The sequence below is a fragment of the Acinetobacter sp. AR_0276 genome (assembly GCF_003000705.1).
Classification (GTDB): Bacteria; Pseudomonadota; Gammaproteobacteria; order Pseudomonadales; family Moraxellaceae; genus Acinetobacter; species Acinetobacter nosocomialis.
In genome coordinates this window covers 3,108,644-3,128,472 of record NZ_PSQO01000004.1, presented here as the reverse complement: position 1 = coordinate 3,128,472, position 19,829 = coordinate 3,108,644, and the positions used below count along the sequence as shown (strand labels likewise).

The following is a 19,829-nucleotide window of genomic DNA, read 5'->3' as shown; positions in this document are numbered from 1 at the left end:
TTACAAAAAGAAATGAACTTTTTTATACACAAATAGTGTATAATTCTATCTTCCAAAAAGTGGAATTTAACAAAATGATCATCACTAAACTATATGTTAATAACTGGTATAGCTTTGTTGATTGTGAACTTGATTTAACTTATTCAAGAAAGATTAATGACTCAACAATTTCATATGAGTATTTACCTAATTTCGAAAATATAAGATACAAGCGAGTAGTAATATTAACTGGAGCTAATGCCAGTGGTAAAACTTCTTTAGCTAAAATCATACTTGCTATTAGAGCTTTTCTTAATAAAAAAAATTTAAATTCCTTTTTTAAGGAAGGAATGCATCCTGATAAAAATGAGTTAGATTTCACCATAGAGTTTATAGATAAAATACCTAACTCAGATCCTGTAATAATGGATAATTATTATAGTCATATCCATCATTTAAAAGCCAAGGTAGTTTTCTTAAAAGAAGATGAAAGAGTAGGATTTCATTTCACATATAAAGCTATTGAAATTAAAAAATCTGACAATATCATCAAGTTGAGAGAATTATTAGAAAAATTGGATTGTAATTCTATTTTAAAGGGTAGAGATACACACTATATAAGTAATTATGACTATGAGTACTCTAGTAATGAGTTTAAAGATGCTCTATTCAAATTTTCAAATTTAGATCACAGTTCTGGCTGGAGTTTTCTTTATAATGATTTATCAGATGATTATAAGTTGAAATTTAGAGAATCATACAATAAAGAAATTCTTAGTGCTGTTTTGAAAACTTTTGACCCAAGTATTACATCTATCAATGAAGCAATCGAAAAAGGTGAAAATGAAACAAATGGATTTTTTATTAATTTTCATAATAAAGATAAGATTTATATAAGCAATGATGGGAAAATTGCTACTGATAAAAGACATTTACTTTCGTTAGGAACATATGAAGCTACAAAAATAGCCAGTTTTATATCTAGTATAACGAAAACTAAAGGTGTAAATGGTTGCACATTCTTTTTAGATGAAGGTATGTCTCATGTTCAATCAGAAATTGAAAGAGCTATTATTGCTTTAATCATAGAAAAGATGAATAAATATAGTCAATTTTTCTATACTACTCATAATTATGATATTTTAGATATGAATTTACCTATCCACAGTTATTTATTTATAAAACGAGATAGTAATCACAATTCAGTTTTCATTAAAGCTGAAGATCATTTTAATAAAAATGATAGGTCCATTATTAATTATGTAAAAAATGATGTGTTATGCACTTTACCAGATACATATTTAATTGATGAACTTATGATGGAAGATTAATATTATGAAGAATGATATTAATCTATATTGGGTTGAAGGAGAATGTGAGATGACTTTTATTAAGTCATCTCCATTGTTAGGTAAAGCTGAGAAAGTAGATTTGTGCGAACTACCCTTAAATAAATTAAAAGCAAGAACTATAAGACTATCAGGTAACAAGAAAAAACTTTTTCTTTATATAGTCTTTGATACTGATGTATTAAAAAATGATCCAGCAAAGCTAACAAACTTTCTTCAAAATTTAACCTATTTAGAAAGATCAGGATTTAAATTAAAACTTTTACAGCAAGATGCAGATTTTGAAGATGAGATTATGAAAAGTAACAATATGGGATTATCAAAATTCAGGGAATTATTTAACGTTAGAAATAAAACTGAATTTAAAAGTAATATGTTACGGGAACATTCAATGCATAAAAAGATTGTAGATAAAATTCCAACTTTTAAACTATGGGAAAGCGAGTTAATTTCTACCCTTAGTATACATATTGGAAAACAGTCATCTTACCACAAACAGCCAACTATATAATTTTAAAGCCCTCCTCAGAGAGCTTTCACACAAATACCTACACTCACATTGCTATTGATCGTATGAGCTGTGCATCCTGATAATAGAATGCACAGCACTGTGATTGTCAAAGCTATCTTTGAACGTCTGCAATGAAAGACTTTCATATAACAACCCGATTAGCGATCCAGCCATAGAAAAACTGCTCTTGGCTTTTATTACGCTCACAGATTTCAATGTAACGCTGGCCTTGCATAATGTTGAGCACTCGCACTAGAACCTTCTCACCTTCTTTCCCACGTTTGGCTAGATAGGTTTTTAAAGCTCCTAAAGTGTTAGAACCATAAACACCATCAACCTTCAAATCGGCGTACCCAGCTTTACCTTGGTTGTTAAGCAAGTTCAAAGCACGCTGTAAAAGTGGTTTTGCAAAGTTGATACCACAGTTCACACCAGTATCTAAAAGTTCTTCAGCTACAGCAGAGCTAAGAGTATTCACCTGATCAAAACGTGGTTCTATCCAGTACTGTTTCCGATAAATTACTTTGGCCACATCAAGAGGTAAATCTTTCATATTGCCTCTATAGCCGTTTTCACGAGCTACAGATTGAGTAATACCGTATTTGGTTGCACCACCCCGATCTGCGGGATTATTTACATACCCGCCTTCACGCTTAATGAGTTCGTCAAGATATTGTTCAATGTTCATTTAACTTTTCCTTAGGTAATAAAAAACCGCCCGAAGGCGGCATTAGCTGTTTTCAATGTCTTTTCTGGCATTCTTAAACTCTTTGATCACTTCAACGATCGTTTTACCTTCCTGTTTATCTATAAAATTAAAAATCCAACGGACTAAAGCCCAACCGGGTAAACCACAAACAAAGAAGAACCCACCTAGAGCAATCATCCCCCATACATCAGTAACCCATTCATGAAGTCCCCACTTCACAATAATGAATGAGCCGCCAGCCAAACTTGATACAACCGTACAGATCAAACCAACTGCCCACTCTTGAGGTGAGCGCGGCATACGAGTCATCAATACAACTGCTGCAACTAAAGCAACTGCTAAAGTCACCATAATTGCTGCACCGTAAAATTTTAAAATTGCTGTTAAGCCGCTAGTGGAAACTGGTTCCATTGATATCTCCAGAAATAAAAAGACCGCTAGGAAGCGGTAGTCTTTCGTTGTCCAATCCATCATTGGAGCAACAATAAAAAAGCACCCAAATGGGTGCTATAAAGTTCAAAAAATTAGATTTAGTCTTGAATTACTGTTTACCTGTGTAGAAATTTTTGGGATATGGGCAATAAATAACTGCCTCATAAAAATAATTAAAGCTTCTTGCGCCAGTTGTTCCTGGTATATTCCCCCATTGGACAAGTTTAACTTCGATAGTATTTAGGCTTGGAAAAGACATTACTGGATAAAAGTTTGCTTCACCATAAGTAACTCCACCTCCTGAAAATTTCATTCCGCACCGCCATGGGTAAGATAAGGTATCAGATATGTACAAATATTCACTTGATAACTGCTCAGGCAAAGTAATCGTATAAGTAGCGGCGGGATTATTATAGGTGTTTACTCCTCCGGTCATGATTCCTGCCAATTGCAAATATCCTTTAAGAGCATCAAATACTAAGGTACCTTCAGCATTAAAAACCTGTAGGCCAAATTTACTCGGCATCATTTTAGCAATGGTATAGCTTACAACTGTTCCTACATCTCCTTGCTGGTAACCAAAGAGATTGAAGTTGAACCTCCATACACCATTAATTCTAGTTAATATTGAATTTGATCGAATTGGACGCCCTGAAAGCGTCCGAGCAAAAGAAAGAATTTGACTATTTAAACTAGCTAAGAATTTTTCATAGTCAGCATCACCTGGTTCATCATAGTCAAAACCTAGCTCTCTTAAAGTATTGCCTGTCGCTGCTGTAACGGTACCCGACCATGTATAATCGGATCCTTCCACATAATAAGAACTAGTATTACGATCAATAAAAGTATTTAAAGTTACGTCATACTTTCCTAAGAACTTAGCTGAGTTATATGTATCATCAATAACAACATTGAAGTTATCGTTTTTAAGTTCAAAATAACTAGCCACGATATCCACCATAACGAATTTTAAATCCTGCTGGAATCATGGGTTCTTTCCACTGTTTTTGATCTAAATATGAATACTGTTTATGTCGAAACCACAAACCCATAGCTTGAAATCTCCAAGTATTAGGTGAAGTAGAAATTTGCTCAAAGGCACATCGGCACCCTTTTATCTCACCAATCAAAATAGGCTTGGCAAGACCATCAGGAATGGTAAATTGCCATGAAGCGCTATCTTGATAAGAGTTAATATCTGTTGGATTTATAACCTCTCCAACCATATGAGAAATTGGCAAGGTTTGCTTGAATGGTATTAATTGAGCTCCATCAATAGAAGCCAAGAACTGAGCATCCACTAACTTTTCTCCTTAGAAAATACCGATTTTTACTCGGACTTGATTCAATTCGTCATAGACTTCAATCTTTTTGCCGCTAATAACAGTTCTAGCACCGTTAGGTTTGTTTTCATCTGCAAGTGAGGTAAAAGTGCCAAGATTTGCAGTGATAACACTTAAGTTTTCTGCCCAAATTCGATTAGCATTGATATATCCAAAACTACCATTATCGACATACAAACCACGCGGAATAACAGTACCGTTTGGCAAAGTCACAGGCTTATTTTGCAATGTCATTAAGGGTTTTGGCTCAATACCATCTATACCCACTGGAGTACCAAATTGAATACGGTCATAGTTAAAAATGAAAGTTGAAGTAGTTCCATCATTCATTGATCCATGGCCTGAAACATGACCATTTACATCGAACTTGATAAACTGCTGAGCATAGATGCCATCTACACTTTCACTGACATTTTGAATAGACGAACTATTCTTACCGACTTTAGTTTGCAACGTTTCCGTTACTTTTATCGTTGAAGAAATAGCACTTGAATTTGCCTCGAGCTGGCGCTTGAATACGGCATTGTTCTCATTCATCTGAGCAGAAAGCTGTTCAGTAAGTTTAGCTTGAGCCAAATCACCTTCGATACGAGCAGATTGCTCGGTCCATACGCCTGCATAACCTCCTTCATTTCCGATTAAGTCAGATTCTGACCCGATCAACGGAGGATTGATTTGCGCGTAAACTCCATCAATCCTTGTAGTTTGGGCAATAACTTTGTCATCTACATTCTTAATATCAGACTTAACTTGCTCAAGTGCACCAGTTGAAGCTTTATCGTCAAGCTCAAGATTAATGGAATCAATCGCTTCGGCATTTGCCGATGCCTGCTCAACTGCTACCTGTGCCGACTGGCGTACAGTTGCAAGAGCACTATCATTGCTTGCGATATACGTATCAATCTTTTGAACAGTTACTTTATCGCCTTCAATTCGCGCTTGTACTTCTCGTTGTGCATAAGCCTGTAAGTTATTTAACTCAACTGCCGTTGTATCAATACGCTTACTAAGTGCTAAATCCCCTTCGATCATTGCCGATTGAACAGACCATGTGCCAGCAAAACCTTGATCGTTACCAATTAGATCTGATTCAGAGCCAATCAATGCAGGATTCAGTTGTGCATACACACCATCTGTTTTTTCAGCAACTAATGAAAGATCATCTGCAACAACACGAATATCTTCCTGAACCGCCGCAAGACCATCATCACTTGATTTCTTGACCGTTTCCACAACTTCAAGAACACTTTCATCACCATCAATAATTTGCTGTGAAAGGCCATCTGAAGCTTGCTGAATAGCGTTTTGACGATCAATGACTTCTTGTGTAATCCGATCTTTCGTATTCTGAATATCTTGCTTAAGTGGACCTATTTCAGCATCAATAGTCTCAATATGATCAATCTTGGTTTTAAGATCCTGGTTGAGCTGAGACTCACTGATTTGATCATTTAAAAGCTCAAGAACGTCTGTAGCATCGGCAGAAGTTGTCGCATGAGTCCAGTCCGACCAAGGTCCTATATTCCCGATCCTGTCGATCAAGCGGCCACGATAAAATTGAGTCAGATTTGACTGCAAGCCTTGAATCGTATGAGTCGTCGTTGGATAAGCGAATAAGCCCAATTGAGCAATGTTGCTGGTACCATCCGGAGAAACTTGAATCTCGGTATAAGCTGTATCTAGAGCACCAGTTGCAGGAAAGCCCCAGTTAAGTTTTATACCAAATAAGATTCCTGTCGCTTGGATAAATGCCAATTTTGGCGGTAAACCTTGCTTTCCAGAAAGTTCAGTCAAAGTTGAATAAACAGGTAAAGAAGCGATCTCAAATGCTGAAATCGCAGTTACACGTGCTTGATATTGACCGGCATAAATACCAGGAACTTCTACTGAATTATTACCGATAATTGGCAGCTTGATCCAACTACCGTCATCTTTACGCCACTCAACTTGATATTTAACCGCGCCCTTAGCCTGCGCCCAAGACACAATCATTGTCGCCACATTGATCCCCTGATCAATACGGCTTTCACTAGTAATTACGATATCACTTACAGGATCCTGAATTGTTGGGTTCACAATCGAAATCGGAACCTCATCAAAATAAGCACCCTTGTCAATGGCATCAAACTTGGCTGGATTATATTGAAGTGCAGTTACTGAAAATTGATGAATTTCGTCTTGAGTAATCGAGATCACTCGAAACTTCATTGTTGCTAAGTCTTGAGCATCCATCACCCACACATTTTGAGTAGCAATAGCATCAAACTCATGAGTAACATTAACAACTCGACCAGAGATAGATTGAACAATACGCGCTTGAGCCTTTCCATCCTCGCCATTAATAATAAGTCTGTCACCGGCAACTGCAACAACATCGTCACGATCAAGCGTAATGCTTTTACGATCTGCAGAGATTTTAGAAACACGTCCACCGTTTGCTCGACCAGCAAATAGAGGATCTGCAATTTCAATCACTTTGCCAGGTAAAGGAATATGTCCATCAAGACCAACTTTGAAACTAACGGTTCGGGTTTCTAACTGCTCAGACTTTAAAGCCCACCAACCTGCTCGCTGCGCTTGTCCACGTGAAGTACATCCCCAAGCATCAATTTCTAAGATACGAACTTGGCCAGCTTCAGTAATCGCCTTTTCATCGCGAACAAATTCATATTCTGTTTTATAGTGATTCGCAGGATTATCCCACGCAACTTTAACGACATTATGTCTATCTCGAGCACGGGTTCCCGCGTACTCAAAATTACCATCAATGACATTGGCACGCGTATATGTGAAATAAGTATCTTGTGGAATATCCGCATCACAAATAATGCTCATCCCATCCCAGAATGTTATCGCACGAAATACACCAGCTAGCTTTGTTAAAATCTCAAAAGCGCCTTCAGCACTCTGAAGATAAACATTACAAGTAAAGCGTGGTTCCTGTCCGCCAAGTCCATCTGGCACCATTTGGTCACAGTATTGTGCCAAGCGATATAAAGACCATTTATCAACCATGAATGGGGTTAAGCGGTCACCCAAAGCATAACGGTCAGCAGTGCATATATCGTAATAAATCCACGCGGGATTATTAGAATAAGTTTCTTTGAAAGTACCATCCCATATACCCACATACTGGCGAGTAATGGGATTATAGTTTGTAGGAACTTTTAGAATTCTTCCCTTTGTATCTGCTGCAATTTTGGCAACGTTTCCAAAAGTTTCAGCATCATATTGAAGGCCCAATAATGCTGTATTGGGGTAACTTAATTTTGCATCAATAACTTCGGTTACAGCGGAAATATACATCTTGTCGCTGATAAATTCAGAAGTAGAATTAGGAGTAAGACGGCGCACACGAACTAGCCATCCAGAATCAGCTCGAGGCAAATCAATGCGGTGTGCTCGTTCGTAATTAGCAGATGTTTTATCTGAAATCTTTGTTTTTAGAACTTCAGTCCAGATTCCCCCGTCAGTCTGTAAGTCAATTGCATATTCAATTGTTACACCTGATACATCACCATTTGTGGCATCTTGACTTCGTAATGGCCCCCATTTCAAGCGTAAGCGAACCGCATCAAGATCAAGATTACTAAAAGCGCGGACCCATGGCGTTTCGGACTTCAACTCCACATCGATGGCGGTTTCACTTTCAACTGCTGGAAAGCCCTCAATGTATTCCTGATCATTAGTTCCTCTTCGAAAATCAACTTTTACATTTTCAAAGTTAAAACTTCCGTCTGCATTTTGAAGTGGAGTTTCTTCTAAATAAATTGACTGGAGGCCATTTGCTAGCCCCTCAATTTCTCCTTCAGCTAATCCATAAAGGACTTTAATATATGTTTTCGACTGTGCAGAATCTGGAGAAATTACGGGTTGCCGTTGTTTTTTACTTCCCTTTTTTGCGCCTACTACTGCATTCATAAGAAATCTCACGCAATAAAAAAAGGCGCTAGAAAGCGCCTAATTAATAATTTGAATTTACATCTGATCTTCTGGATATTGACCAGCACTCACAATAAATCCACCAATCTCACGTTGCCCATATAAAAGCGGTACAGGGTTACCTTGAGCAACCGTTGTTACGGCTCCGCCAAAGCCTTTATTCGCTCTGTTTCCATCTTGGTTTTGATCTTGAGTATTATCGATTTTAGGCATTAACATCATGGCAACTCCCCCGAGCATCATCCCAATACCCGAGCCAATCAAAGCAGCTCCTAGTGGGGCACCACCGCCCAATGTACCTACCGTCACCAAAACACCTACGACGATTAAAACAGCGCCTAATACTGTCTGTAATATTCCATTACCGCCTGCACCAACTACACGTGGAACAATATGAATAACCTCAGCTTCAGTATTCATATCAAGCTGTTCTTCACCGATGTTATCGCCGGTAATGAGCCGCTTAGTTTCGTGGTCATAAATCGCTGGGCGTTTCTTGCCTCGCTTATTACTTGAGTTCTTTGATTTTAAAAACACGGCAAAGCGTAGGCCTTGCTCATGTGCATGCAACATAAAATGTTCAAACCCAACAATCTGAACAGATAATGCACGCATGGCTTCGCGAGTATTTGCGACATCGAGCTTAAATTCACGACCGAACTTTTGACCCAAGATGCCATACAGTTTAATTGTTTTTAACATCTCTATGCCTCAAGATTTTCACAGTACGTTCATGCCACTGCTGGCCGTAGATTTCGCGTACTGACTTTCGGTTATACGGATGATGAAGGATTAAACTTGAACCTATACATTGCTCAGTTTGTTCCGATTTAAGCTGCCCATTATCCCCAAGCCAGACTACCGCATGATTAGGATGCTCTGTACGCCCAACACGACAAACAAGCATATCGCCATACTGGGGACTCTCGACTTCGTAAAACCCAGCTTTTTCATAATTCTCAAGGTAAAGTGATGGATGGTCCTTATCTTCCCACCATGCATCTTTACGCTCGAAATCCATAAGTTCTACTCCCAATTCACGACTATAAAAATCACGAATCAGTGCATAGCAATCTTGCCAACCGTGAAAATAATTACGCCCCACTAAGGGGGCGCGATAACCACAAGGTTCATAAACTTGAAAATCCAGATCCGGATATGAACAAATTACCCACGGCTTTTGATGTAACTCAATCTGAATTAAGTCTAGTTCCGATGCGCGTGTAGTGCCATCTGGGTGACTATGCACATATGCCGAAATTTCACCTTGATCTTCAGCATTAGCTAAATCCTCAGGATGAATTTCAAACTGATCTTGCTTTTCTGAGATATTGCGGCAAGGGATATATTGCTTATCAACAATCACACCACAGCATTCAAGTGGATAGCATTCATCAGCATGCGCCATGATTGCCTTTTTAGTTTTTGCTGTAAGTTTCATTAGACCTCACAATAAGCTTGAAGCTGGGAAACCGCCGAAAGGCAAAGGTTTATTTTCACCGAACCGCAAGCGGCAAGAACGTAAACGTCCACCGCATCGATCGAGTGCCGGATTATCAGTTGGCTCATCTTTATCTGTGAACATTGCCACACCTGTGTAACCACATTCCTCACCACGATACTTGCCAACCATGCACCAATGACAAAGTGAAGTAATTTGGCGAACTGGGATTTTCAAACCTTCAAAATCGATTGGATTGGACAGCTCGAAAGTTACCTGTTGGGCATTTTCAGAGGTTTTCTGTTCGATGTACCAGATTTGCTCTTTTGATTGATTCGATGCAGTAGGATTACCTTCTGTAAAGTTCTCAGCGTCAATATATTTGGCAAGTGTTGTAATGACTTTAAGCTTAGCTCCGGCAAAGTCCTTAAATTGCAAACAATAAGCAGATACTGCATTCTGGATGCCATTTATGTTGTTGGCCATGCTTAAAGTGGGTGCCGAAGCTTTACCATCTGAACGCATTTCAAGACCAGATACTTCAAGTGCCATCGGCTCAAAAACTTGTCCTTGCCAGATAATATTGCGGTTCCATACCTTCTGGTCACCAACATCGAATATCTTTCCAATGCTGCCAGAATCGGCACCGATCAATCCTTCAGATCCAATGGATGAGTAAATTTTTTCCCAGTCCTGAAATGATATATGTCCATGAAAACGTAAAATGCCAGCACCTAAACTGCTGGCATCTAGTTCATACAAATGGATTAATCCATCTACATAAAGCTTCTGGAAATCACTATTCAGGGTCATAAGTCACCTCGTCATAGATTGGATTTCCATCTTTGTCTAAGACAGGCACCTCATCAAAAATTGGTTTACCTTCACTGTCAACAGCTTGAACCCATTCGAATACTGGCTCACCATTTTCATTAATGACTGGTTGATTCGACAAAATAGGCGTACCGTTTTGATCTGTTTGAATATGTGTCACTGGTTTTTTATAGTTCTTGCCATCCACAATTACAGCTTTTCCTTCATCATCAAATAGATCTTCATATTTAGTGATGTAAGTAAGCTGAGGAGCATACTTTACTTGCTGAACCATACGCGGTTGTTTTTCAGTACGTGGAATTTTTCTGACGATTGTCTTCTTGATACTGTTTAAACGAATATCGATCCAGCGTGGCTCACCATTTGCATTGTTCGGAATATCGATTGGTGCATCAAGATTGGCAACAATGTCACCCTCTTCATTTAGCTTTTTCTTGAAGGTCTTAATTTCAAGATCACCGTTTTCTAAAGTTTGATATTCAACAGCGCAAATCTTGTTGCCATGTGTGTCAGTCGGAATTTCTATCCACCAGCCTTCTTTAGCAAAACCAGATGATCCTTTAACAACGTAATGACCAATGCCTTGTTTTTCAAAAGAGAGAGGCTGTTCTGCGGCTTCATCGTTAGGTTCAATTTTATCTGCAAATAGCTTAACAACCGGAGATGCTGACTTGATGAAACCATTTGCATCCACAGTTGTATTTTTTGATGACAAGATTTTACGCCATGGCTGAAAAGTATTTACATTCCAGTTTACAGATCTAATATAAAAATCAGAGTTATGCGTTATGCTTAATTGTGCACAAGCATCAGTTGAATCGTTAATATCTAAATTAATAATTGCTTGCGAATTGCTATCGGGATAATCTCCAGCACTTGAAATATTAGCTCCATTATTTTGCCAGTACAAAGCATTACCAACTCCCCTCAATGTTGATAATTTTTGAGTTCCAAGTCGAATTGATTTTCCCAAACCAAATGCACCAACTTCCATCACATTCCCAGCAGCAGTACCCACATATCGGCTAGCTGCATGAGTGTTGTTTGTAAAGTTTTCATTCATTTTTGCGCCAGTTGAGCGAAATGTGTCGCCGCCTGCGCCAGTCGGAGCTGAACCAAGATTAACAGTTTGAATCGTCATTTTCTTACTCGCATAAAAAAAGCCCCTAAAAAGGGGCTTCAAAAGGGTTTAAATTAAGGGTAAAAGACTTGGGTGAATGTCGTAGAGATTTGCCATGTATGACCGCCAATTTGGCGAGGTTGATATTCAGGGCTAGTTTTTACCCGAACTTCGCCGTCTAACGGCGAATCCCAAAGAAATGAGTCTGCGCCCTTGTGCTGATCGAAGAATGCTTTGATTTGCATAATTTCGGCTTTATAAGCCGTTCTTTGATAAGTCCATTCACCAGCTCGGTTATTGATACCTACAGCAATGTTTTGTTCATAACCATCACCAAATTTAGATGACAAAGTATTAAAACGTTGAGTATTACTATTCCCATCTAAGTCACATTCAAATGTGAATTTAAGATCGCTCATAAATTTTTCTCACAAAAAAAGCTCGCATTGAGCGAGCTTTTAAGGGTCATATTTAAAATATGACCAGATTAATAAAACTATACCGTAATTAACGCAAAAGCGGAAATATCATTCTGGTTCAGTAATGTCACTTAAATGAGCATCAAAAGTTCCAGTAACTAAATTTTGTTCTCTATCATTTGAAAATTCTCGGTTAAGCAATAGATGATCTCTAACTTTATTTGTATGTTGAATATAGTCAGCATGATCAATGACACCCTTATCGACTAAATACATAACCAAAGAACCAATTAAAAGTCGGTCGCTGGCCCAAGCTTCCATTGTTAAATCTGTTGATTGTACTGCCAACTTTTCTAGCATTTTATCCATAATTTATTTATTACCTCATTTTAGTAAATTCACCACCTTGACGAGCAGCCATTCTGAAACGATTCTCCACTTCAGAACGTGCCACTTCTTTAACCATCTTACCAATAGTAACTAGTAGATCTCCATCTGAATTTGTCGAAGTTTCAACCTTTTCAGTGCTGTAATTATTAATAATTACATTAGGTTGAGACTTCTCAGTTCTTCCAGAGTTAATAGCATCAAACTGTCGTGCCTCCCGTCGTGTTGCTATAACGTCAGTTGTGTTGTTAGAAACATAACCTCCATTTGCATAACCACTTGGCTTGCTTTGACGCATGCTTTCAACAACGCTTACACCGCCCCATCGTTTGATATCTTCTTGCGACCAAACAACCTCACCTTTATGCACAATTCCTGCTGGAGTATGTTTAAGGCCATTACCGGTATAACCACCGTCTGAGAAACCAGCGATTGTCTGTGCTGCAATTAAGCCTACAGAGGCATAGCCCAAACCACGCACAACCGCGGCAGCTGGAATACCTAGAATCGGACCTAACTTTAAAGCTTCGGTTGCTGCTAATTCTGTATTAATCATAGCTTGAGCTATGGCAATACCTTGCTGAGCCAAAAACATTGCTTTATAAGCGCCACTTTGCTCTCCAGCTGACTCTCTGACCATGGCAGTCAAATTTCCCCAAACAGTAGATGCTTGAGACATCAATTGCCCGTAGCCTTCGAGTTCTCGTTCTCTTGCCGATTTCTGTAAGTCTTGCTCCATAAGCGTATATTTTTCATTAATAGCAAACTTTTGCTGACGGAATAGCTCTTCAGCATCTAATAAGGCCTGGAAGCGCTTCTCTTCGTCAACGATTGTTTTATCTTCTGAAACTGCTTTAACATTTGAGGAATATGTATCATTAGCATTCTGCATTTCATCACTATATTGATTCTGTAGATTCCATGAATCATATTGCGAAGAAGTTAGGTTCTTTTTAGCTAGTAAATTAATAACATCTGATTGTGGTATTGAGGCTTGCTCATACATTGTTTTTCGATACTCCTCCAATTTTTGCTTTTGGAGTTTTCTGTACTCAGAAATTTCATAATCAAACATTGTATTAACAGCTTTGATTCGAATTTCTTTTTCAGTTTCAGAGTAATCAGTTGATGCTTTGATTTGCAGTAATTTAATCTGCTTTTGTTTTTCCAGCTTTTGAACTTCATTTAAACGGAACTCGTTTAATTCAAATTCAAGTTGTTCAGTGTTTAACTCCTTTTGAGCATTGAAACGTGCTGTCTCTTTATCAGTGAGCTGCTTTAACTCTGCATCTTTAAAATGCAATTTTAACTCACCAATTCTTTTTAAATATTCTTTCTCAGCAAGCGTATCTTTATCTCGATACTGATCACGTAACTTTTCGGTCTCCTCTTGAGTTTTCAGAAATTGATTAAGGTATGAATCGAAATCTTTTTCAGAGACTCCCTTCATATCAAAACCATTATATCCAGCAACATATCCTTTTACGTTTTTAACGTACTGCCTATTAACTGGACCAATATTGGTACCTTTTTCTACGTTACCTTCTCCAGCATGATAGGCAGAAATTGCTTGATCCCAATTACCGAACTTTTTAAACAAAAAGTTTAGATATTTCGCAGCTGCTTCTGCAGCTTTACCAGTATCAAAAACTTCTTTACCAACCAACCCCCAGCGCTTGGCAGTATCATCCAGCATCTGGAAACCACCTTTGGCTTTCCCGTATTTAGTATGCGGACCAATAGCGTTTGCATCACCTTTGCTTTCTTGCATGTTGATTGCTGATAGTAAGCCTGGCAATAACTCATATTTAGACTCTAGATCTGAAAATCCGAATTTTGAAGCATTGGCTAGGACTTTCGCATTTACACTTAGTACTTTTTGCTGATTTTTTAGCTCCTTGTTTTGCTCACGTATAGAATCAGTTCTAGCATCGGTCATAGCTTTGATTGATTCTTCAGATTTCCAAGTATCCGTTAATGATTTTAGAGCCTCTCGGTCTACTGACTTAAGACCCTTAGCTAAAGAATCTTTATAAAGCTTCAGTAAATCATTAGCTTGAGACTCAGAAAAACCTTTTTTCATAACTATCTCGACAAATTGAGAATCCCACAATTTATCTTGATACATTTTCTGTAAGGACTTTTGTGCCTCATCTGCTGCTTGCTTGGTGTTTTGTATTGCATCAGCATGTTTTTGCTGTTCAATAGCAGCATTCTGGGCTTTATTTCCAGCTACGAATACTTCAATACCAAATAGCTTAATAGCTGTTTTTGTCTTATCAGCTTTGTCATATGCATCCTTGTATTTTTCAATTTGTTCCTCAAGCGCTTGTCTTAAACTAGGCGGTAATTTCACTTTTGCTAGTTGTTGCAAAGCTTCTTGATAACTAATGGTTCCTAAGCGAGCTTCATTTGAAATCCGAGCTACTTCAGCATTTCCTTGTGCATAATTCTGGATATCAATTAACGCAGCACCTACTCGATATTCCATTTTTGTAAGCTCATCATTTTGAGCCTTGAATGCAGTAGTTAAGTCATTAATTGCATCTGTTTTGGCTTGACCTTTTAAATTTTTTAATTCCGTTGCAGATCGATTAGCAACCTTAGCTTGCTCCTCAAGCTTCTTATTAGCTTCCTCTGCCTTGTCCTTAAAATAAGTGTATGTGGCAGCAAGTGCTGAAACTCCCAAAGCGAGTGCACCAATAGGTCCACCTACCAGCCCTAAAGCTCCTTTTCCAAGTCGCCCTAATGTTGTTAATGCTGTCACTTTTGTAGCATTGGCCTTAGTTTGTGCAGCTGCTAATGCTGTTTCTGCAGCAGCTAATTCTCGCGTTACCTGAGCCTCAATTTTCTTTAATTCGGCCATACGCGTAATTGATTGTGTGCGACCGACCGCATTCATTTGAGCTTTTAGTCTTTCAACTTCTAATGCTTTTTCACTGGCTAGAACCTGCAATGTTGCTTGTGAATTTGCTATTTGCGCCTGTGCTGTTTTTACAGCAGCGGCTGCTTCAGCTGCGTCTGCAATAACCTTTTCTTTGCTTGCTTTTACATTTGCGGCAGTTGCTGCAACATCGGCATATACCGCAACGGTTTTAGTAGCGATTGCCTTAGTTACAAGTCCAATCCCTAACACCAGTGCTCCATCAGAAATCAACTTTAAATTTGATGCAAGAAGCTGAATCGAATCAGCAAGCACATGAGCCGCACCGCTTCCCTTTCCTGACTCGCCGACAAATTTTGTGATCTCGTTATTTAAAAGAGTGAGTGATTGACCGATAGTGATATCTGTTTTTGCAAAAAGAGCATCAACGTCATCTTGAACATTTTTAAGGGCCTTAACGATTTCTTTTGAAGTAATCTTCCCTTCAGCAGCAACTGAACGAAGTTGACCTACAGTAATGCCCATCCCTTGTGCGATCGCTTTTGCAAGTGCTGGTGTTTGCTCCATTACTGAGTTAAGCTCTTCACCTCGCAATGTTCCGCTTGCCAAAGCCTGCCCAAATTGCACCAATGCAGCATCTGCTGCTTGAGCACTAGCTCCACTAATTGCAACAGCTTTCGATACTGTTTCAGTTAGACGAGCTGTTTCATCCATATTTAAATTGAGCGTTTTCGCATTATCACTAAAGCGTTGGTACACCTGAAGAACAGAATCCCAAGCTGAATATGTTTTTTGTGCAATTCTGAAAGTATCTTCAGTTGCTTTATTAAGTTCAATTTGATTGTTAGTTACTAATTTAAGCCGGTTTTGTAATCCCGTATAAGTATCCATTTTTGAGACAGCAGCACCAATTGTTACTAGTCCTGCCATATGTCCAGCTAAAGCTCGAGTAGCCACTGAAACACTGTCCATAGACTTTGAGGCGAAATCACCTTTCTTTTCTATGTTGTCGAGTTCATTGCCTAGATTTCTAGCGTTTCGTTCCGCATTTTTCGAATCAATAGTAATGACTAAACGTGATTCTTGAGTCATCTTTAACTTTCCTCTAGGCAATAAAAAACCCGCTTTCGCGGGTTAATTGTTCAATTTGAATTAATTTCTCAGTGCTTTCTCACAATATGGCGATGCATTTTGTAAGTTTGGATCTGGGCTGTACTGGTAACTAGCTCCACCATAGTAGTTAGCTTTTAACTCAAGTTTAGAGTCTGTTTTACTTTTGATAGTTTGCTTCAAACCTGATTGAACGATGACTTCATTCCCACTTACTTTTAATTTTTCGACAGAATCTTTACCGTTCCAACTAGAACACATAAGCCCTGTACCGTCTTTTTTGAAGGAATAAGTCACAGCATATGGACCATTGTTGCCCGACCAGTATCCGTTTAGATCCGTTGCAGTCGGAATAACAGACATGTATTGATTGTTCATCATATCAGTTGTAGCTGCACAACCACCAAGACCAAAAACTAAGCCCAATAAAATAATCTTTTTCATGAAATTACCCATCATTTTTAATGGATAAAATTTAACAGGTGGGAAATAAAAAAGCCACTCAACCGAGTGGCTTCTCTATTTTAAGCATGTAGTAGCTTTTCAGCACCAGCTGCCAAAAATGCTGATCGGGTTTTATACTGCTTATCTTTACCCACGCTATCATCAATCTTACGAATCAAACGACTAGGCAAAGATACGTTGATTTTTTCAGGGGTTCCAAGATAACGACCTAAATCAACCTCAGTTACGAACCAAACCATTCCATCAAATTCAGGAAGTTCCATAAATTTTCTTACCGATGAAGCTAAAGGAATCTCTTCACCCTCTTCAGCAAGAATCTCTAAATGCCCTGCAATCGCTTCTTTAATATTATCGAGAGCTTCTTCAAGGGTATCACCGGCGCTGTGGCAACCGGGTATATCAGGAACGATGACACCAAATGCCTCGGTATCTGTTCCCATTTCAATTGCAATCGGATATAACATCTCATGTACTCCAAGCCGTAGGCTCTTACCAAATCGCCCTATGCGGTTTGTTTTTTAGATTGATAATCCTAAAGTCGGAAAACAGCAGGTCAATTAAGACCTGCTTGTTTCAAAATGCTTTTAACAGTTCCGCTTGGTAAATCCTTTTTAGGATGTGGAACTGTAACCAGTCCCTTCTTAGTAGGGTGTTTAAAGTGATGATGACTTCCTGTAACCCTAACTTGATACCAACCGTCTGCTTCAATCATTTTGATTAAATCCAGACTTTTCACACTACCACCTTGTTAACTTGATGAGACAATTATAACCCTAGAGTTATTTTAAGTAAATACCTCTAGGGTTATTTTTTAATGGGTTTCTTCATTTTTTTATGCGAATCATCAAGAAAAATATTATCCATCGCAAAAATACAGTCATTAAAGATATCTCTTTCAACTGGCAATTCGTAATGTTCACAGTACGCAGATATTGATGAGATATCCAAAGCTAAAGGAATTCCCTGCTCATAGCGTCTTGAACGTGAAATCACGTTGTACGCAGATAGTATTGCATGAGAGGTAAACGAATATTCAGGCTTCTCAAACTCTTGAGGCTTTTTTAGATTTAAGGCTTTGGCGATTGCGGCTTGCTTCTGGCTGTAGTCGCTCGCTTCTTCTTCTGAGTTGAACTTGGACCAGTTGTAGAGCTTGAGGACTTTCCCACAACTTCTTCCTTATATGAATCCGCCTCCTTTTGGATAGTTTCTGCTTCTTGTCTTATATAAAGCCAGATTGATACACCAATATCACCCATATTTAAAAGCTTTACTGCATTTTCAGGTGAATACTCGGGTTCAGTTTCAACCACTTCACCGCCGTCTATCTTTTCTTCAAAAACTACGCCTTTCCAGTCTTCAATTAGATGACATGCAGCAGCTTCGAGAAGTAATTCGTGGTAAAGCTTGTCATCTTTTCCAGCCTTACTGACATCAAAACCTTTTGAGTTAATCTGATTATTCGCACGCTCAAGTGCAACTTGATATGGTTTATATCCAGATCCACGTATTTTAAACTCTGCTAAAACATTTCCTTCCGTGTCCGTATATTCTCGCCATTTGCTGACTGTTTTGCTTGTTTGAATAGTTACTTTTAAAGCCATATTGAACTCCCAAAAAAAGCAGCCATGAAGGCTGCTATCAGTCAAATTAAATTAAGGATTTGGATTAGGTGCCGGTGCTGGAATACGGGTAATTGTCGGCTCTTCATCAGCAACTTTATATTCAAACGAGGAGTTCAAAATATCGCTGTTTCCACCACTTGGCAAAGTCGCAGTAATTTCTGCTTTAGGAATAAAAATTTCATAAGAATTACCTAAAGTATCGGTAATTGGGACATTCAATGAAATTGTTGCATTGGTGAATTGCTTTTCGTACATGTCTGAAGTATTTCGTGACCATGCAACAGTGAAAGAACCAGTACCAGCAGCAAGTGTCTCTAAAATAGCTCGGGCATTGATTCCTTCACCTAAGCATTTCTGTAACTTCATTGTGTTATCCCATTTGAATGAGAATGCAGTCAAGCAAGAGATACCAGCTTGAGAAACACCATCAATCAAGATTTCACCCACAGATACATTAGATAGCTTAGGGTTATTATCTGCTGGAGTTACTGTTCCAGCTGGAGGCGCTGAAAAGTTAGTTCGACCTAAAGCCATTAGGCCAAAAGCCATCGTAATAAATCCAGCTTCAGGAACTTCAATACTGAATGTATTTACATGACAACCTCGGAACACGTGGTAATCATTAACATCTTCAAAACCTCGAAGTACTGAGAATGTTTGGCGTAGTGCCCCACCAAAAGTAAGGACATTGGATGACCAACTATTAAAAGCTGCAGCAGCCATTAAGTCTTGTACAAGTTGGCTATATTTTGCCTCACACTTTAAGTCACCGGCATATTCTGCGCCTGTAATCATTGATGACCGAGCAATGCGCCCGCTAGTAATAGACTTTGATTCTTCTTTAGAAACAGTGGCATCTAAGCCATTGTCTGTAAATTCAAAGGTTGTTCGAGCAAACGGTGTCGGTGTTACACCTACCGTTGTTTCTCTTGCGATTTGTGTCAGCTGACGTGCACCACTCGACATGGCTTTTACTCCTTATAGGCATAAAAAAAGCCACCCGAAGGTGGCCGTTAAATTACTGGCGAAAAAAAACCGCCTTTCGGCGGTATGTTTTATTTAAAGAACTTTATGAGGAGTTCGATCTATATATTGACTTAAATGGGAGAATCTTTATTTTGTCTCCACAGCGTGGACAATGATTATCGAAACCTGCGTAATAAATGCGCATCAATTCAGAAATCGTTTTACTTTCTAAATTCTGTAAATTTGATGGCTCAGCACTTAGTAATTTAATGTTGTTGATTAACTCCTGTCTTTCAGTCATATAACGTAAGTAATC

At 38.6% G+C, this 19,829-nt stretch carries 19 protein-coding genes; 2 read left to right on the top strand and 17 right to left on the bottom strand.

Translation table 11 applies throughout. The features are described from left to right. Positions 1–74 precede the first annotated feature (74 nt). Both CSB87_RS15840 and CSB87_RS15835 read left to right on the top strand, forming a co-directional pair. Positions 75–1,310, top strand: a complete 1,236-nt coding sequence (locus CSB87_RS15840; RefSeq protein ID WP_106105111.1) for an AAA family ATPase — start codon at positions 75–77, stop codon at positions 1,308–1,310. 4 nt (positions 1,311–1,314) lie between these two features. Then, on the top strand, positions 1,315–1,839 hold the full coding sequence (locus tag CSB87_RS15835) for a hypothetical protein (RefSeq protein ID WP_106105110.1): 525 nt from the start codon (positions 1,315–1,317) through the stop codon (positions 1,837–1,839). A gap of 142 nt (positions 1,840–1,981) precedes the next feature. Here CSB87_RS15835 and CSB87_RS15830 read toward each other — a convergent pair whose 3' ends face one another. The 17 genes from CSB87_RS15830 to CSB87_RS15745 all read right to left on the bottom strand — a co-directional run bounded on the left by CSB87_RS15830 (position 1,982) and on the right by CSB87_RS15745 (position 19,513). Next, the gene (locus CSB87_RS15830) at positions 1,982–2,527 is read right to left on the bottom strand and encodes a glycoside hydrolase family 108 protein (RefSeq protein WP_005070345.1); all 546 of its coding nucleotides are present in this window, start codon (positions 2,525–2,527) and stop codon (positions 1,982–1,984) included. 42 nt (positions 2,528–2,569) lie between these two features. Further along, complete coding sequence (locus tag CSB87_RS15825) at positions 2,570–2,959, bottom strand: hypothetical protein (RefSeq protein WP_004714964.1); 390 nt, start codon at positions 2,957–2,959, stop codon at positions 2,570–2,572. A gap of 130 nt (positions 2,960–3,089) precedes the next feature. Then, positions 3,090–3,929 carry a hypothetical protein gene (locus CSB87_RS15820; protein WP_106105109.1) on the bottom strand — a complete coding sequence of 280 codons (840 nt, stop codon included), beginning with the start codon at positions 3,927–3,929 and terminating at the stop codon, positions 3,090–3,092. After that, positions 3,922–4,281 (bottom strand): hypothetical protein, encoded by a 360-nt coding sequence (locus CSB87_RS15815; RefSeq protein WP_057048996.1) that lies wholly within the window; start codon positions 4,279–4,281, stop codon positions 3,922–3,924. Before CSB87_RS15815 ends, CSB87_RS15820 begins: the two co-directional genes overlap by 8 nt. Positions 4,282–4,293: 12 nt before the next feature. Then, a complete protein-coding gene (locus CSB87_RS15810) occupies positions 4,294–8,244 on the bottom strand; it encodes a host specificity protein J (RefSeq protein ID WP_106105108.1) in 3,951 nt (1,316 codons plus the stop codon). A gap of 57 nt (positions 8,245–8,301) precedes the next feature. Further along, entirely contained in the window at positions 8,302–8,967 is a 666-nt protein-coding gene (locus CSB87_RS15805; protein WP_106105107.1) for a tail assembly protein, read from the bottom strand. Further along, complete coding sequence (locus tag CSB87_RS15800) at positions 8,951–9,706, bottom strand: C40 family peptidase (protein WP_106105106.1); 756 nt, start codon at positions 9,704–9,706, stop codon at positions 8,951–8,953. The genes CSB87_RS15805 and CSB87_RS15800 overlap by 17 nt, the downstream gene beginning before the upstream one ends. A gap of 6 nt (positions 9,707–9,712) precedes the next feature. Next, on the bottom strand, positions 9,713–10,519 hold the full coding sequence (locus CSB87_RS15795) for a phage minor tail protein L (protein ID WP_106105105.1): 807 nt from the start codon (positions 10,517–10,519) through the stop codon (positions 9,713–9,715). Beyond that, on the bottom strand, positions 10,506–11,681 hold the full coding sequence (locus CSB87_RS15790) for a pyocin knob domain-containing protein (protein ID WP_106105104.1): 1,176 nt from the start codon (positions 11,679–11,681) through the stop codon (positions 10,506–10,508). The genes CSB87_RS15795 and CSB87_RS15790 overlap by 14 nt, the downstream gene beginning before the upstream one ends. A gap of 53 nt (positions 11,682–11,734) precedes the next feature. Next, positions 11,735–12,079 carry a phage tail protein gene (locus CSB87_RS15785; RefSeq protein ID WP_106105103.1) on the bottom strand — a complete coding sequence of 115 codons (345 nt, stop codon included), beginning with the start codon at positions 12,077–12,079 and terminating at the stop codon, positions 11,735–11,737. A gap of 108 nt (positions 12,080–12,187) precedes the next feature. After that, positions 12,188–12,448: a hypothetical protein gene (locus CSB87_RS15780; RefSeq protein WP_106105102.1), complete on the bottom strand. Its 261-nt coding sequence runs from the start codon at positions 12,446–12,448 to the stop codon at positions 12,188–12,190. 10 nt (positions 12,449–12,458) lie between these two features. Continuing rightward, the gene (locus CSB87_RS15775) at positions 12,459–16,442 is read right to left on the bottom strand and encodes a tape measure protein (protein WP_106105101.1); all 3,984 of its coding nucleotides are present in this window, start codon (positions 16,440–16,442) and stop codon (positions 12,459–12,461) included. A gap of 60 nt (positions 16,443–16,502) precedes the next feature. Continuing rightward, positions 16,503–16,904: a J517_1871 family lipoprotein gene (locus CSB87_RS15770; RefSeq protein ID WP_106105100.1), complete on the bottom strand. Its 402-nt coding sequence runs from the start codon at positions 16,902–16,904 to the stop codon at positions 16,503–16,505. A gap of 80 nt (positions 16,905–16,984) precedes the next feature. Further along, positions 16,985–17,389 carry a type II toxin-antitoxin system HicB family antitoxin gene (locus CSB87_RS15765; RefSeq protein ID WP_106105099.1) on the bottom strand — a complete coding sequence of 135 codons (405 nt, stop codon included), beginning with the start codon at positions 17,387–17,389 and terminating at the stop codon, positions 16,985–16,987. Positions 17,390–17,478: 89 nt separating this feature from the next. Further along, positions 17,479–17,661 (bottom strand): type II toxin-antitoxin system HicA family toxin, encoded by a 183-nt coding sequence (locus tag CSB87_RS15760; protein WP_032810518.1) that lies wholly within the window; start codon positions 17,659–17,661, stop codon positions 17,479–17,481. 331 nt (positions 17,662–17,992) lie between these two features. Further along, positions 17,993–18,526, bottom strand: a complete 534-nt coding sequence (locus CSB87_RS15750; RefSeq protein WP_106105098.1) for a hypothetical protein — start codon at positions 18,524–18,526, stop codon at positions 17,993–17,995. A 51-nt stretch (positions 18,527–18,577) separates the two neighbouring features. Beyond that, positions 18,578–19,513, bottom strand: a complete 936-nt coding sequence (locus CSB87_RS15745; protein WP_032041502.1) for a phage tail tube protein — start codon at positions 19,511–19,513, stop codon at positions 18,578–18,580. Between the last annotated feature and the right edge of the window lie 316 nt (positions 19,514–19,829).